This window comes from Streptomyces sp. NPDC057694, assembly GCF_042799415.1.
Lineage (GTDB): Bacteria > Actinomycetota > Actinomycetes > Streptomycetales > Streptomycetaceae > Streptomyces.
Map to the genome: position 1 here is coordinate 26254 of NZ_JBHVIX010000006.1, position 13956 is coordinate 40209.

At 67.8% G+C, this 13956-nt stretch carries 14 protein-coding genes and 1 tRNA gene; 6 read left to right on the forward strand and 9 right to left on the reverse strand.

Going from position 1 to position 13956, the window contains the following annotated elements:
• Positions 1-17 precede the first annotated feature (17 nt).
• From ACFVDP_RS16345 to pknB, 3 genes are all read left to right on the forward strand, one after another.
• Positions 18-1457: an FtsW/RodA/SpoVE family cell cycle protein gene (locus ACFVDP_RS16345; protein WP_383489654.1), complete on the forward strand. Its 1440-nt coding sequence runs from the start codon at positions 18-20 to the stop codon at positions 1455-1457.
• Positions 1454-2914, forward strand: a complete 1461-nt coding sequence (locus ACFVDP_RS16350) for a peptidoglycan D,D-transpeptidase FtsI family protein (protein WP_383489657.1) — start codon at positions 1454-1456, stop codon at positions 2912-2914. The genes ACFVDP_RS16345 and ACFVDP_RS16350 overlap by 4 nt, the downstream gene beginning before the upstream one ends.
• A gap of 204 nt (positions 2915-3118) precedes the next feature.
• Positions 3119-5107 (forward strand): Stk1 family PASTA domain-containing Ser/Thr kinase, encoded by a 1989-nt coding sequence (gene pknB, locus ACFVDP_RS16355; RefSeq protein WP_383489660.1) that lies wholly within the window; start codon positions 3119-3121, stop codon positions 5105-5107.
• Positions 5108-5182: 75 nt separating this feature from the next.
• Here the strand turns inward: pknB and ACFVDP_RS16360 are convergent, their stop codons facing one another.
• The 6 genes from ACFVDP_RS16360 to ACFVDP_RS16385 all read right to left on the reverse strand — a co-directional run bounded on the left by ACFVDP_RS16360 (position 5183) and on the right by ACFVDP_RS16385 (position 9670).
• The gene (locus tag ACFVDP_RS16360; protein ID WP_383489663.1) at positions 5183-5926 is read right to left on the reverse strand and encodes a class E sortase; all 744 of its coding nucleotides are present in this window, start codon (positions 5924-5926) and stop codon (positions 5183-5185) included.
• A 74-nt stretch (positions 5927-6000) separates the two neighbouring features.
• Positions 6001-7278 carry a class E sortase gene (locus ACFVDP_RS16365; protein ID WP_383489666.1) on the reverse strand — a complete coding sequence of 426 codons (1278 nt, stop codon included), beginning with the start codon at positions 7276-7278 and terminating at the stop codon, positions 6001-6003.
• The gene (locus ACFVDP_RS16370) at positions 7275-7955 is read right to left on the reverse strand and encodes an aminodeoxychorismate/anthranilate synthase component II (protein ID WP_383489669.1); all 681 of its coding nucleotides are present in this window, start codon (positions 7953-7955) and stop codon (positions 7275-7277) included. The genes ACFVDP_RS16365 and ACFVDP_RS16370 overlap by 4 nt, the downstream gene beginning before the upstream one ends.
• The gene (locus tag ACFVDP_RS16375; RefSeq protein WP_383489672.1) at positions 7952-8113 is read right to left on the reverse strand and encodes a hypothetical protein; all 162 of its coding nucleotides are present in this window, start codon (positions 8111-8113) and stop codon (positions 7952-7954) included. The genes ACFVDP_RS16370 and ACFVDP_RS16375 overlap by 4 nt, the downstream gene beginning before the upstream one ends.
• A gap of 39 nt (positions 8114-8152) precedes the next feature.
• Positions 8153-8845: a class E sortase gene (locus ACFVDP_RS16380; RefSeq protein WP_383490414.1), complete on the reverse strand. Its 693-nt coding sequence runs from the start codon at positions 8843-8845 to the stop codon at positions 8153-8155.
• Positions 8846-8890: 45 nt separating this feature from the next.
• Positions 8891-9670, reverse strand: a complete 780-nt coding sequence (locus ACFVDP_RS16385) for a DUF881 domain-containing protein (RefSeq protein WP_383489675.1) — start codon at positions 9668-9670, stop codon at positions 8891-8893.
• Positions 9671-9822: 152 nt separating this feature from the next.
• Here ACFVDP_RS16385 and crgA point away from each other — a divergent pair, with 152 nt between their 5' ends.
• The gene (gene crgA / locus ACFVDP_RS16390) at positions 9823-10080 is read left to right on the forward strand and encodes a cell division protein CrgA (protein WP_111663030.1); all 258 of its coding nucleotides are present in this window, start codon (positions 9823-9825) and stop codon (positions 10078-10080) included.
• Between the two features lie 277 nt (positions 10081-10357).
• On the opposite strand, the gene ACFVDP_RS16395 is transcribed toward crgA, so the two are convergent.
• Together ACFVDP_RS16395 and ACFVDP_RS16400 are read right to left on the reverse strand one after the other, a co-directional pair.
• On the reverse strand, positions 10358-11251 hold the full coding sequence (locus tag ACFVDP_RS16395; protein ID WP_383489678.1) for a rhomboid family intramembrane serine protease: 894 nt from the start codon (positions 11249-11251) through the stop codon (positions 10358-10360).
• 117 nt (positions 11252-11368) lie between these two features.
• Positions 11369-11896 (reverse strand): peptidylprolyl isomerase, encoded by a 528-nt coding sequence (locus ACFVDP_RS16400; protein ID WP_383489681.1) that lies wholly within the window; start codon positions 11894-11896, stop codon positions 11369-11371.
• A gap of 316 nt (positions 11897-12212) precedes the next feature.
• Between ACFVDP_RS16400 and ACFVDP_RS16405 the strand changes: the two genes are divergently transcribed.
• Positions 12213-12911 (forward strand): DUF5324 family protein, encoded by a 699-nt coding sequence (locus ACFVDP_RS16405; RefSeq protein ID WP_383490417.1) that lies wholly within the window; start codon positions 12213-12215, stop codon positions 12909-12911.
• A gap of 80 nt (positions 12912-12991) precedes the next feature.
• Here the strand turns inward: ACFVDP_RS16405 and ACFVDP_RS16410 are convergent.
• Positions 12992-13064, reverse strand: a tRNA-Ala gene (locus tag ACFVDP_RS16410).
• 184 nt (positions 13065-13248) lie between these two features.
• Here ACFVDP_RS16410 and ACFVDP_RS16415 point away from each other — a divergent pair.
• Positions 13249-13797, forward strand: a complete 549-nt coding sequence (locus ACFVDP_RS16415) for a helix-turn-helix domain-containing protein (protein ID WP_383489683.1) — start codon at positions 13249-13251, stop codon at positions 13795-13797.
• Positions 13798-13956: the final 159 nt, after the last annotated feature.

Below are 13956 nucleotides of genomic sequence, written 5' to 3' on the forward strand. Positions count from 1 at the left end.
GGGGGCCTCAGCACGCCATGAGCAGTTCTCTCAGTAGTAGTTCCACGACCCATACGTCGACCATCGGCGCGATCGGGGCGCCCAGCCGGCGCAACACCGAGCTGGCCCTGCTGGCGTTCGCGGTGGTCATCCCCGTCTTCGCGTACGCCAATGTGGGCCTCGCGCTCGACGGCTCGCTGCCGACCGGCCTGCTCGGTTACGGGCTCGGCCTCGGCCTGCTCGCCGGCGTCGCCCACATCGTCGTACGGAAATTCGCGGCGTACGCGGACCCGCTGCTGCTGCCGCTGGCCACGCTCCTCAACGGCCTGGGCCTTGTGGTCATCTGGCGGCTCGACCAGTCGGAGCTGCTGCAGTCGATCGGGCAGGCGGGCAGTGCCGCGCCCAAGCAGCTGATGTACACGGCGATCGGCATCGCGTTCTTCATCGTCGTGCTGATCTTCCTGAAGGACCACCGCGTCCTGCAGCGCTACACCTACATCTCGATGCTCGGCGCGATCGTCCTGCTGCTGCTGCCGCTCGTCCCGGGCCTCGGCGTGAACATCTACGGCGCCAAGATCTGGATCCACATCGGGTCCTTCTCCATCCAGCCCGGTGAGTTCGCCAAGATCGTCCTCGCGATCTTCTTCGCGGGTTACCTGATGGTGAAGCGGGACGCGCTGGCGCTGGCCTCGCGCCGCTTCATGGGCCTGTACCTGCCGCGTGGCCGCGACCTCGGTCCGATCCTCGTCGTGTGGGCGATCTCGATCCTCATCCTGGTCTTCGAGACCGACCTCGGTACGTCGCTGCTGTTCTTCGGAATGTTCGTCATCATGCTGTACGTCGCCACCGAGCGGACCAGCTGGATCGTCTTCGGTCTGATGATGTCCGCGGTCGGCGCCGTCGGTGTGGCCAGCTTCGAGCCGCACATCCAGCAGCGTGTCGACGCCTGGCTCGACCCGATGAAGGAGTACCTGCTCAGCCGGCAGGGCGTCGCCGGCCACTCCGAGCAGGCGATGCAGGCCCTGTGGGCGTTCGGCTCCGGCGGCACTCTCGGCACCGGCCTCGGCCAGGGCCACTCGGACCTGATCCGGTTCGCCGCGAACTCCGACTTCATCCTCGCCACGTTCGGCGAGGAGCTGGGCCTGGCCGGCCTGATGGCGCTGCTGCTGATCTACGCGCTGATCGTCGAGCGCGGCGTGCGCACCGCCCTCGCCGCCCGCGACCCCTTCGGCAAGCTGCTCGCCGTCGGCCTGTCCGGCGCGTTCGCGCTCCAGGTCTTCGTCGTCGCCGGCGGTGTCATGGGGCTCATCCCGCTGACCGGTATGACGATGCCGTTCCTCGCGTACGGCGGTTCCTCCGTGATCGCGAACTGGGCACTGATCGGCATCCTGATCCGCATCAGCGACACCGCGCGCCGGCCCGCGCCCAGCCCGACGCCCAGCCCTGACGCCGAGATGACCCAGGTGGTCCGACCGTGAACAAGCCCCTGCGCCGAATCGCGATCTTCTGCGGACTGCTGGTGCTGACCCTGCTGATCCGTGACAACTGGCTCCAGTACGTCAAGGCCGACAGCCTCGCCTCCGACGACAACAACCGCCGTGTGGCCATCGCCCGTTACTCGACGCCGCGCGGCGACATCATCGTCGACGGCAAGTCGATCACCGGCTCCAAGGCGACCAGCGGCACCGACCTGAAGTACAAGCGGACCTGGAAGGACGGGCCCATGTGGTCGCCCGTCACCGGCTACGCCTCGCAGGTCGTCGGCGCCACCCAGATCGAGTCCATCGAGGACGGCATCCTCACCGGCAACGACGACCGGCTCTTCTTCCGCAACACGCTCGACATGGTCACGGGCAAGAAGAAGGCCGGCGGCAATGTCGTCACGACCCTCAACGCCAAGGCGCAGAAGGCCGCGTACGACGGCCTGAAGAACCGCGGCAAGGGGGCCGCCGTCGCCATCGAGCCGTCCACCGGCAAGATCCTCGCGCTCGCCTCGACGCCGTCGTACGACCCGTCGTCGTTCGCCGGGAACAGCAACGACGACGGTGGGACCTTCTCCAAGCTCGACAAGGACAAGGACAAGCCGCTCCTGAACCGCGCGCTGCGCGAGACGTACCCGCCCGGCTCGACGTTCAAGCTGGTGACGGCCGCGGCGGCGCTGGAGAGCGGCAAGGTCACCGACATCGACGCGAAGACCGAGTCCCCGGTGCCGTTCATCATGAAGGGCACCACGACGCCGCTGAAGAACGAGGGCAACATCCCCTGCGAGAACGTCTCGCTGCGCAACGCCCTGAAGGTCTCCTGCAACTCGGTGTTCGGCAAGCTCGGCCAGGACATGGGCAACAAGACGATGCTCGACGAGGCCGAGAAGTTCGGCTTCAACGAGCAGCAGTTCGTCCCGGTCCGCTCCAACGCGTCGAACTTCGACGACGACATGAACGACTCGCAGGTGGCGCTCTCCTCCATCGGCCAGTACGACACCGCCACCACGCCGCTGCAGATGGCCATGGTCGCCTCCGCGATCGCCAACGACGGCAAGCTGATGAAGCCCTACATGGTCGACGAGCTCAAGGCCTCGAACCTCGACACCATCGAGAAGACCGAGCCCGAGGAGATGAGCCGGCCGCTCTCCGAGGAGAACGCGCAGAAGCTCCAGGCGATGATGGAGACCGTCGTCAACGAGGGCACCGGAACCAGCGCCAAGATCGACGGCGCCACCGTCGGCGGCAAGACCGGTACCGCCCAGCACGGTGTCGACAACAGCGAGAAGCCGTACGCCTGGTTCGTCTCCTACGCCAAGACCAGCTCAGGAACGCCGGTCGCGGTGGCCGTGGTCGTCGAGGACGGCGCCGCGAACCGTGACGACATCTCCGGTGGCGGTCTGGCCGCCCCGATCGCGAAGAGCGTGATGGAAGCGGTCATCAACAGTAAGTAAGGGCGTACGTGGCCGGGCTTCACCAGAATCTGTGAGCCCGGTCACCTGTTCTTCACATTGACGCACGTGGCGATACCGGTCCTGTCACGGGTCTCGGTGGCGGCCAGGTCACGCTGGGCAAGCCGGGTACGGTATGCCCGGACAGCACACCGCCCGACCCCGCACGGGACGGTCGGGACCGACGGAGAGGGCTGGTAGGTAACCATGGAAGAGCCGCGTCGCCTCGGCGGCCGGTACGAGCTGGGCCATGTGCTCGGCCGTGGTGGCATGGCGGAGGTCTACCTCGCTCATGACTCCCGGCTCGGCCGCACAGTGGCGGTGAAGACGCTGCGGGTGGACCTCGCACGCGACCCGTCGTTCCAGGCCCGGTTCCGCCGGGAGGCCCAGTCGGCCGCCTCGCTCAACCATCCCGCGATCGTGGCGGTCTACGACACGGGCGAGGACTACGTCGACCAGGTCTCCATCCCGTACATCGTGATGGAGTACGTCGACGGTTCCACACTCCGCGAGCTGCTGCACTCCGGGCGCAAGCTCCTGCCGGAGCGCGCCATGGAGATGACCGTCGGCATCCTCCAGGCCCTGGAGTACTCGCACCGGGCGGGCATCGTCCACCGCGACATCAAGCCGGCCAACGTCATGCTGACCCGCAACGGTCAGGTGAAGGTCATGGACTTCGGCATCGCCCGCGCCATGGGCGACTCCGGCATGACGATGACGCAGACCGCCGCGGTGATCGGCACGGCGCAGTACCTCTCGCCCGAGCAGGCCAAGGGCGAGCAGGTCGACGCCCGGTCCGACCTCTACTCGACCGGCTGCCTGCTGTACGAGCTGCTGACGGTCCGTCCGCCGTTCGTCGGGGACTCCCCGGTCGCGGTGGCCTACCAGCACGTACGCGAAGAGGCGCAGCCGCCGTCGGTCTTCGACTCCGAGATCACGCCCGAGATGGACGCCATCGTCCTCAAGGCGCTGACCAAGGACCCCGACTACCGCTACCAGTCGGCCGACGAGATGCGCGCCGACATCGAGGCCTGCCTCGACGGGCAGCCCGTCGCCGCCACCGCCGCCATGGGCGCGGTCGGATACGGCGGCGGCCCGAACGACCAGCAGACGATGATGCTGGGCCAGCAGAACGGCGCGGCGCCGACGTCGATGCTGCCCCCGGTCAACCCGGACGACGGCGGCTACGGCTACGACGACCGCCCCGACCGCAGGCGCCAGCAGCAGGGCAAGAACCGCACGTCGACGATCCTGTTGGTGGTCGCGGGCGTCCTGGTGCTGATCGGGGCGATCCTGATCGGCAAGTGGATCTCCAGTGGCGGCAGCGGCGACGACGCCAAGGTGCCGGTGCCGAATCTGGTGGGCAAGACCTTCGACGAGGCCACGGGTACGGCGGACAACGTCGACCTGAAGGTCGTCAAGGGCACCAGCATGGCGTGCAAGGACGAGCCCGCGAAGACCGTCTGCAAGCAGGATCCCGAGGACGGCTCGATCGCCAAGGGCGACACGATCACGGTTCGAATGTCGACGGGGGCGCCGAAGGTGTCCGTCCCGGACGTGAAGGGCCTGTCCTACGACGACGCCGTCGCGGAGCTGAACGACAAGGGCTTCGACAACGTCGACAAGAAGACCGAGGAGTCGGAGCGGACCGCGGGCACGGTGATCGACCAGAACCCGCCCAGCGGCAAGATCGAGAAGGGCGCGAAGATCACCCTGACCGTGGCCAAGGAGAAGGAGCAGGCCCAGGTCCCCGACGTCTCCTCCGGCGCCAACCTCTCCTGCGAAGAGGCCACGGCCAAGCTGGAAGAGGCCAACCTGAAGGCCGCCTGCACCGAGGAGGAGAACGCCTCGGTCACGGCAGAGAAGGTCTTCAAGCAGAGCCTCCAGGCCGGCACCAGCGCCGACCCGGACTCCACGGTCACCCTGACCGTCGCCAAGGCACCGGCACAGAAGGCGGTGCCCGAGGTCCGCGGCCATTCGCTCAAGGACGCCAAGAAGATGCTGCAGGACGCTGGCTTCAAGAACATCCAGCTCGCGGACGGCAGCAGCGGCGACGACAACGCCATGGTCGCCAACGCCGACCCGGCATCCGGCAGCCAGGTCGACCCGGCCAACACCCAGATCACCCTGACCACGGTCGGCGGGAACGGGAACGGCAACGGGAACGGCGGGCTCTTCGGCGGCAACAACGGCTGACCCGCACAACGCGTACGCGAAAGGCCCCGCTCCTCCTCCTGGAGGGGCGGGGCCTTCCGCATGTGCGCTCAGGTACTACCTGAGCTCCTTCGGCAGCGTCCGGTCGCCGTCCACCTTCTCCACGCGCTCCAGCTCGCCCCACACCACGTACCGGTAATTGGAGGTGTAGACGGGGGTGCAGGTCGTCAGCGTGATGTACTTCCCGGCCTTCTTGACGCCCGACTCCTTGGGGACCCGGTCGATCACGTCGACGTTGTACTTCGAGGTCTCCGGGAGGATGTCGTAGACCTTGTAGACGTACCAGTCGTCCTTCGTCTCGAAGACGATCGGGTCGCCCTTCTTGATCTTGTCGATGTTGTGGAACTTGGCGCCGTGGCCGTCGCGGTGCGCGGCAAGCGAGAAGTTGCCGTTCTTGTCGGTGGTCGGCAGATCGGCCTTCACGGGGTCCGTGTAGTAGCCGGCGACACCGTCGTTGAGGACCTTCGACGAGGTGCCCTTCTCGACCAGGACCTCGCCGTTGTTCATCGCCGGTACGTGCAGGAAGCCGATGCCGTCCTTGGTGTCCAGGGCGCCGGGCCCGCTGTTCCCGCCGGCCCAGTGCTCGCGGACCTTGTCGCCCTGCTTGTGGGCGGCACGATCAGCGACGACGTTGGTCCACCACAGTGAATAGGCGACGAACAGGCCGAGGATCAGACCCGCCGTGATGAGGAGTTCGCCGAAGACGCTGACGGCCGTCGCGATCCGTCCGCGACGAGGCGAGGGCGAGGGGGCCTTCGGCTCGGCCGCGTCCTCGTCGTGGTCGGTGGTCGTCGCTGCCACTGCTTGTTGCCCCGTCCCTGTGCCCGTACTACCGGTGGTCGACTGCCCTGCTCGACTGCGCCCTGCTCGACTCGCTATTCGACGAGCGCGTCCGGCTTGCCCTTGCTGCGGGGGCGCTCTTCGACCATCTTGCCCCAGACGATCATTCGATACGTACTGGTGAATTCCGGGGTGCACGTCGTCAGGGTGATGTAACGACCCGGCTTGGTGAATCCGGAACCCGTCGGAATCGGATTGATCACCGCGGTGTTCGACGGCGAGGTCTGGTTGAGCCGGCTCGACATCTTGTACACGTAGTACTTGTCCTGCGTCTCGACCACGATCGGATCGCCGGGCTCCAGCCGGTTGATGTAGCGGAACGGCTCACCGTGGGTGTTGCGGTGCCCGGCGAGCGAGAAGTTGCCGGTCTTCGCGTCCGGCATCGCGGTCGGGATGCTGTCCTCGCCGTAGTGCCCGACCATGCCCTTGTCGAGGACCTTCGTCTTGCTGATGCCCTCGGCGATCGGCACGACGACGTCCAGCTTGGGTATGTAGAGGATCGCGAAGCCCTGCCCCGGCTCGAACGTGCCCGGCTTGCCCTTGCCGTTCGCCCAGTCGTCCTCAAGGTGGTCGCGGGCGCTGCCCGCCAGATTGTGGGCCCGTATGTTCGACCACCAGAGCTGATAGGTGACGAACAGCAGCATCAGCACGCCGAGCGTGATGAAGAATTCGCCGACCGCCCGGCTGGCTATCACCCCGGCGCCCGGCTTGGCCGCCCTCGCCGCCCGGCGGGCCTCGACGCGGCTCAGCGGCTTGGCGTCGGTCGCGGCCTCGTCCTCGGCGGGGGCCGCGCCCGCGTGCCGCCCGCCGCCGCGCTTGGCGGCCTTCCTGCGCGCGGCCCGGCCACCGGTGACGACGGGACGCTCCGGCGCGGCCGCCAGACGCGTGTCGGCGGTGCGCAGCGCGACCGTCTCGTCGTCCTGTACGGGGAGGAAGGCGGGCTCGGGGGCGGGTGCCGGTGCCGGGCGCCGGCTCGGAGCCGGCTCGGGCGCCGGGGCCTGCGCCTGTGCCTGTGTGTGCGCCTGTGTCGGGGCCTGCGCCTGCGCCGGGTGCCGGCTCGGGTCCGGAGCGGGCGCGGACGGCGGCTGAGCGCCCCCGTACCAGTCCGTCGCGTACCCGTCGGGGTCGTACCACTCGGGCTCCGGCTCGGGCCGCTGAGGCTCGGCCTGAGGCTCTTCCTGCGCCGTCCTGAACCACGGCGAGGGATGCTGCCCCGGCAACGGGTCGCTGAGGGGGTCGTCGAGACGCCCCACGGCGTCCGCCAGCTCCCCGGCCTCCCCTCCCCCCTCGCGCTCGGGGCGCAGCGCGGTCACGCCGAGGCCCTGCCAACGACCGGGGCCAGCCCGGCCGATCGGCCGACCGCGCCGGCGTCCCCGCACTCGGCGAGCCAGTTCGCCAGCATCAAGTGCCCGTGCTCCGTGAGGACGGACTCCGGATGGAACTGGACGCCCTCGACGGGCAGTTCACGGTGGCGCAGCCCCATGATGATGCCGTCGTCGGTGCGGGCCGTGACCTCGAGCTCGGCCGGGACCGTGCCCGGCTCGGCGGCCAGCGAGTGGTAGCGGGTCGCCGTGAACGGGTCGGGCAGCCCGGCGAAGACACCCTTGCCCTCGTGCCGCACCAGGGAGGTCTTGCCGTGCAGCAGCTCCGGCGCCCGGTCCACCACACCCCCGTACGCCACCTGCATCGACTGCATGCCGAGGCAGACGCCGAAGACGGGCACCCCGGTCGCGGCGCAGTGGCGCACCATCTCGATGCAGACACCGGCCTGTTCGGGAGCGCCGGGTCCCGGCGACAGCAGCACGCCGTCGAAGCCGTCCTGGGCGTGCGCGGTCGTCACCTCGTCGTTGCGCAGCACCTCGCACTCGGCACCCAGCTGGTACAGGTACTGGACGAGGTTGAAGACGAAGCTGTCGTAGTTGTCGACGACGAGGATGCGCGTCCTGCGGTTCGCGTCGCGCGTCTCGTCGAGGGTCTTTCGAGTGCTCACTGACCGTCCACCGTTACGTCGTTGAAGGGCAGCAGCGGCTCGGCCCACGGAAAGACGTACTGGAACAGCGCATAGACGACTGCCAGAACCAGCACGACCGAAATCAGTGCCCTCACCCAAGCGTTCCCCGGCAGATGCCGCCAGATCCAGCCGTACATGCCGGTCGCTCCCTCCACACTGTCCGCTACGGCACCAGACTAACGGCGCAAGGCTTTCGGTTTCCCGGCCTCTACAGGCTGAGTGGAATCAAGGTGCCCCCACACGATCAGCCGATGGCTGTGACCCCACTCGGGCTCGCAGGTCGTCAGCGTCAGATAGCGGCCCGGTTCCGTGTATCCGGACTTGCGCGGCACCGGGTCGATGACGGCGACATCACTGGGCAGCGTCTTGTAGGGCTTGGTGTCGATGACGTACGTGAACCAGGTGGTCCCGTCCGTGAGCACCACGTCGTCGCCGGGCCGCAGCTTCGGGAAGTCCTTGAACGGGTCGCCGTACGTGCGCCGGTGGCCGGCCACCGCGAAGTTCCCCTTCTGCCCGAGCTGCGCGGTCCCCGAGTAGTGGGCGAGCCCCTTCTTCAGGGTGCCGACCTCGGTGTCCTCCAGGACCGGCTTGTTCCACGTGAAACCGAGCCGCGGGATGTACATCAGGGCGAACGGCTTGCCGTCCTTGTACGCGGCCGGCTTCGGCGGAGAGGTACTGGTCGGCCCGTCGGACGGTGCGGCGCTCGCGGCCGGTCTCTTCGCCCACTGGCGCTGAAGGTCGTCGATCTGGTGGTCCATCGCGCTGTCGGCCTTCACACCGGTCCAGAACAGCACGTACGCGACGAACAGCACGATCACGGCGCCCACCGTGATGCACAGCTCGCTGAACGTCCTGACGACGACTCGCACCGACACCCCCCGGTGTCCGCTGGTGGCTGCTGTCCTGCCCGTGCCCTACTCGACCGGGGTCGCGTAGTGGAGATCCACTGTGCCCGAGTAGGCGGGAAGAGTCACCGCCCCGTCGTCCTCGACTTTCCAGCCGAGCCCGTAGGCGTTGACGTAGAGCATGTACGTCTGGATCTCGGGTGAGGCGGCGACGGCCGCCTTCAGCTTCTCCGGGTCACCGACCGCCGTGATCTTGTACGGCGGCGAGTAGACGCGGCCCTGGAGGATCAGGGTGTTGCCGACGCAGCGCACCGCGGACGTGCCGATCAGGCGCTGGTCCATGACCTTGATGCCCTTGGCCCCGCCGTGCCACAGGGCGTTCACCACGGCCTGGAGGTCCTGCTGGTGGATGACGAGGTCGTCGGGCTGCGGGTCGGGGTAGCCGGGGAGCCGGACGGTGGCGTCGGGCGGGGCGTCGTCGAGTGTGACGGAAATCGCCTCACCGTTCAGCTTCTTGGTGCCGGACGCCGTCTGGAGGCGGTCCAGCTTCTCGTCCTCCGCCTTGGTCGACCCGTCGTCGCGCCGCGCGAGCCGCTCGACGTCCCCACGGGCCCCGCTGTTGGCCGCTTCAAGTTCCTGGTTCTTGTGGCTGCGCTCCTGAATGAGGTCGGAAAGCTTCAGGAGGGAGGCATCCGTGCGGATATTGGTGCCCTTGGCCGTATTGAAACTGGTGAAGAAGATCAGCCCGGCAAGGGCGAAAACGCCCACGGTGAGCACCCGCACGGGCCGGAACCGGCCGCGGGCACCACCCTGGTCAGGGCGGTTTCGGGGGTCGGCAGAATTGCTCAACGTACCCTTATCTCCTTCAACGCCGTGGAAGCACTACGCTAACGGACGGCCGGGGGAGCGCTCATAGTCCTTTGAAGTTCCGCTTGTACGCTGCCCGGAGCCAGCCCACGTTCCCTGCGCGGCCACGCAGCGCATCGACAGGAGAGACCCTCGTGCCGAAGTCACGTATCCGCAAGAAGGCCGACTACACGCCGCCGCCGGCGTCGAAGCAGGCAGCCAACATCAAGCTGACCAACCGCGGTTGGGTGGCTCCAGTGATGCTCGCCCTGTTCCTGATCGGGCTGGCCTGGATCGTTGTCTTCTACGTCTCGGACACCCAGTTGCCCATCGAGGCCTTCGGCAACTGGAACATCGTGGTGGGCTTCGGCTTCATCGCCGCCGGATTCGGTGTCTCCACCCAGTGGAAATAGCGCACGACCAGGCCTGAGCGCCAGCTCTGCCCCAAGCTATCCACTGAGTTATCCACAAGACTTGTCCACAGTGGGGATAACTCTACGATCTGTGGATAACCCTCGGGCTGTTGACGCTGGTGTGACTAATCAGGCAGCCATCGAGCACACGTTCGCCCCTTGCCCCTCCTGGTAAAAGACCAGGTCAGAGGCGAGGGGCGACGTCTTTTGTGACGCGTCGTGCACGATCCCCGGTCCACTGTGGACAACCGGGGTCAACAACGGTGGATAACTGTGCTCAGGTGAGCTGGGCGGTTCTGACGAGAACCATCACGACCACGACTGCGAGGACCAGCCCGCAGGTCCCGTACTGGACGAGGGAACGACGCTCGCGCGGAGCGTGCACCATCGCGTATCCGACGGCCAGACCGGCCACGAGGCCGCCGATGTGGGCCTGCCAGGAGATGCCGGACCAGGTGAACGTGAAGATCAGGTTGATCACGAGCAGGGCGATGATCGGCCGCAAGTCGTAGTTGAGGCGGCGCATCAGCACCGCTGTCGCTCCGAACAAGCCGTAGATGGCTCCGGATGCACCCAGGATCGGGATGTGCGGATCAGTGAAGACGTACGCGACAGCACTGCCCGCAAGTCCCGAGACAAAGTAGAGCGCGAGGTACCGGACCCTGCCGAGCGCAGCTTCCAGGGGTCCGCCGAGCCACCACAGGCTGAGCATGTTGAAGGCGATGTGCCAGATCTCGTAGTGCGCGAACATCGAGGTCACCAGGCGGTACCACTCACCCGCCGCCACGCCCTCCTGCGGCGCGTAGGGAGCTGGTGGCCATGACCCGAACAGCACCAGACGGTCGAGGAAAGTGTCGCTGACATGGGCCGCGATGAACACGGCCACGTTGATCCCGATAAGCAGCTTCGTGACGAGCCGGGGATCCGCCGCGATCGTGCCCCCCGCGATCGTGCGCGGCTGATTCGCGGCAGGCGCGTGCCCCGTCCCCGAGCCGCTGCGCACGCACTCCGGGCACTGGAACCCGACCGAGGCGCTGACCATGCACTCCGGGCAGATGGGCCGCTCGCAGCGGACGCAGCGGATCCCGGTCTGCCGGTCGGGATGCCGGTAGCAGCCGGGCAGGCCCTGCTCGTCCTGTGGTTCCTGCGGGCTGCCGGGCGCCTGTTCCATGTCGGTCGTCCCCTAGGTGAGAGCGGTGATGAGACGCCGCGCGACAACGCACCGCCCCGCCCATCCTTACGGACGAGCGGGGCGCATTGGTTCCCTGCGGCGGTACCGGACCCGGCGCTATCGGGTCTCGACGGTCACCGACTCGATGATCACGTCGCTGACCGGACGGTCGGTGCGCGGGTTGGTGGGCGCCTTGGCGATGGTGTCCACGATCTTCTGGCTGGCCTCGTCGACGACCTCACCGAAGATGGTGTGCTTGCGGGTCAGCCAGGCGGTCGGCGAGACGGTGATGAAGAACTGCGAGCCATTGGTACCCGGGCCCGCGTTCGCCATGGCCAGCAGGTACGGCTTGGTGAAGGCCAGGTCGGGATGGAACTCGTCGTCGAACTGATAGCCCGGGCCGCCCGTGCCGTTCCCCAGCGGGTCACCGCCCTGGATCATGAAACCGCTGATCACGCGGTGGAAGGCCGTGCCGTCGTAGAGCGGGGCCGTGGACTTCTCGCCGGTCTCCGGGTTCGTCCACTCCCGCTCGCCCTTGGCGAGCTCCACGAAGTTCTTGACCGTCTTGGGCGCGTGGTTCGGCAGAAGCCTGACCTCGATGTCGCCCTGATTGGTCCTGAGGGTGGCATACAGCTGCTCGGCCACGATCTGCCTTCCGTCGTCTTCTGTGCTCGCCCGATCCTCGCACGGCACAGGTGCGGGGGTTTCAGCCACCGAAACCGGTCTACTCGATACAGAGCAGGAGCGCCCTGCCACGATCCGTGGCATTGTCGTCGCCAAGCCCTTTTAGTCGCTCTTACCCGCCCTTACCGTTCTTACCGTTCTTTCCGCTTCGTACTGATCCTTACCGATCGGTACGAATCCTTATCAAGCCTTACTGACGTAAGACACTTCCAGCAGGCATGATCAGCAAAAGGGTGGAAAGGTGAAATACCTGTACGCCACCGAGGAGGAGGATCACGTGACCCGCATCGACAGCGTGCGCGCCGCGACCGGCTCGGCGAAGGACAGCGTGCTGCACGCCGCGGAAGTGGTGGCGCCCTACGCAGGGACGGCCAAGGACAAGGCCGCGCAGTACGCGCACGACGCCCGTGTCGTGCTCGCTCCCAAGGTCTCGCAGGCCGCCCAGCAGGCGCGCGTCCAGTACGACGCACACCTGGCGCCGCGCCTGGAGCAGGCCCGCACCCATGTGCCGCCAAAGGTCGACCACGCCGCGCACGAGGCGGCGGCCCGCACCCGCACGGCTGCCCGCCATGCCGCCGACTATTCGAAGCCGCGCCTGGAGCACGCCGTGGCCGCGGCAGGTCCGGTCCGCGACGAGGCGGCGGCCCGCAGCGCCGCGGCGCTCGCCGCGCTGCGCGGACAGGTCTCTCCTGAGCAGATCAGGAAGCTCGCCCGCAAGCAGGAGCGCCGGGCCCGTGCCGGGCGCCTCGCCAAGGGCCTGGCCGTCATCGGCATCCTGGCCGGTGGGGCGTTCGTCGCGTGGAAGTGGTGGGACAAGCAGGCCAACCCGGACTGGCTCGTCGAACCGCCGGCCGCCACCGAGGTGCCCGACACCGCCCCGCTGGCCTCGGTCGACAGCAGCGGCCAGGACATCCTCGACCCCGAGGTCCAGGCCAAGCAGGCCGAGGCCGAGGCGGGCCCGGAGGACAAGCACTGACGCCACCGCACCGCCGCGTCCGACGAAAGAACCCCCTTGACCGTGTTTCCACAGGTCAAGGGGGTTCTTCTCGTTCTCGGTGGAGCCTAGGGGAGTCGAACCCCTGACATCTGCCATGCAAAGACAGCGCTCTACCAACTGAGCTAAGGCCCCGAAAACGACGCATCGCACCGGATGATTCACACTCCGGGCGAGCACCGCAGACCAGAGTACCGGGTCACCCCCGGGATCCCGCAAAAGGATTGGGGGTCCCGGCAGACGACCACTCTCCGTAAGATGCCCCACGGCGCTTCGCGGCAGCGAAGCACCGTACTTGGGGAAGCGATGGGGAGACGCAATGGACGCCGCACAGCAGGAAGCTACCGCAAGAGCCCGGGAGCTCCAGCGCAGCTGGTACGGGGAGCCGCTGGGGGCGCTCTTCCGTCGGCTGATCGAGGACCTCGGCCTCAACCAGGCCCGTCTGGCGGGAGTGCTCGGTCTGTCTGCGCCCATGCTGTCCCAGCTGATGAGCGGTCAGCGCGCCAAGATCGGCAACCCGGCGGTGGTGCAGCGGGTGCAGCTGCTGCAGGAGCTGTCCGGGCAGGTCGCCGACGGCAGCGTCAGCGCGGCCGAGGCCACCGAGCGCATGGACGAGATCAAGAAGTCGCAGGGTGGCTCGGTCCTCACCAACACCGGCCAGTCGTCCTCCGGTTCGGGCGCGCCCACGGTCAAGCGCGTGGTGCGTGAGATCCAGTCGCTGCTGCGCTCCGTCTCCGCCGCCGGCGACATCATCGACGCGGCTGACTCCCTCGCGGGGACCCACCCGGAACTGGCAGAGTTCCTCCGGGTGTACGGCGCGGGGCGCACCTCGGACGCTGTCGCCCACTACCAGGCGCACCAGAGCTGACCCCGCGAGGTCACCGCACGGCAGCCGGTGCCGTGACCGCCGACACCGACGGCGGTCACGGGGCGCGCCAGGCGATCTCGCGCGACGTCCGACGGAGCCCTGCGCAACGTGGGCCCGGGGGGGGAGAGAAACACAAACACGGGTGAGGTTTTTTCCCGC

What these genes read in the sequence shown, in the direction of transcription:
- ACFVDP_RS16345 (WP_383489654.1), top strand. Translation starts at nt 18, where the DNA reads ATGAGCAGTTCTCTCAGTAGTAGTTCCACGACCCATACGTCGACCATC.
- ACFVDP_RS16415 (WP_383489683.1), top strand. Translation starts at nt 13,249, where the DNA reads ATGGACGCCGCACAGCAGGAAGCTACCGCAAGAGCCCGGGAGCTCCAG.
- ACFVDP_RS16395 (WP_383489678.1), bottom strand. Translation starts at nt 11,251, where the DNA reads ATGGAACAGGCGCCCGGCAGCCCGCAGGAACCACAGGACGAGCAGGGC.
- ACFVDP_RS16375 (WP_383489672.1), bottom strand. Translation starts at nt 8,113, where the DNA reads ATGTACGGCTGGATCTGGCGGCATCTGCCGGGGAACGCTTGGGTGAGG.
- pknB (WP_383489660.1), top strand. Translation starts at nt 3,119, where the DNA reads ATGGAAGAGCCGCGTCGCCTCGGCGGCCGGTACGAGCTGGGCCATGTG.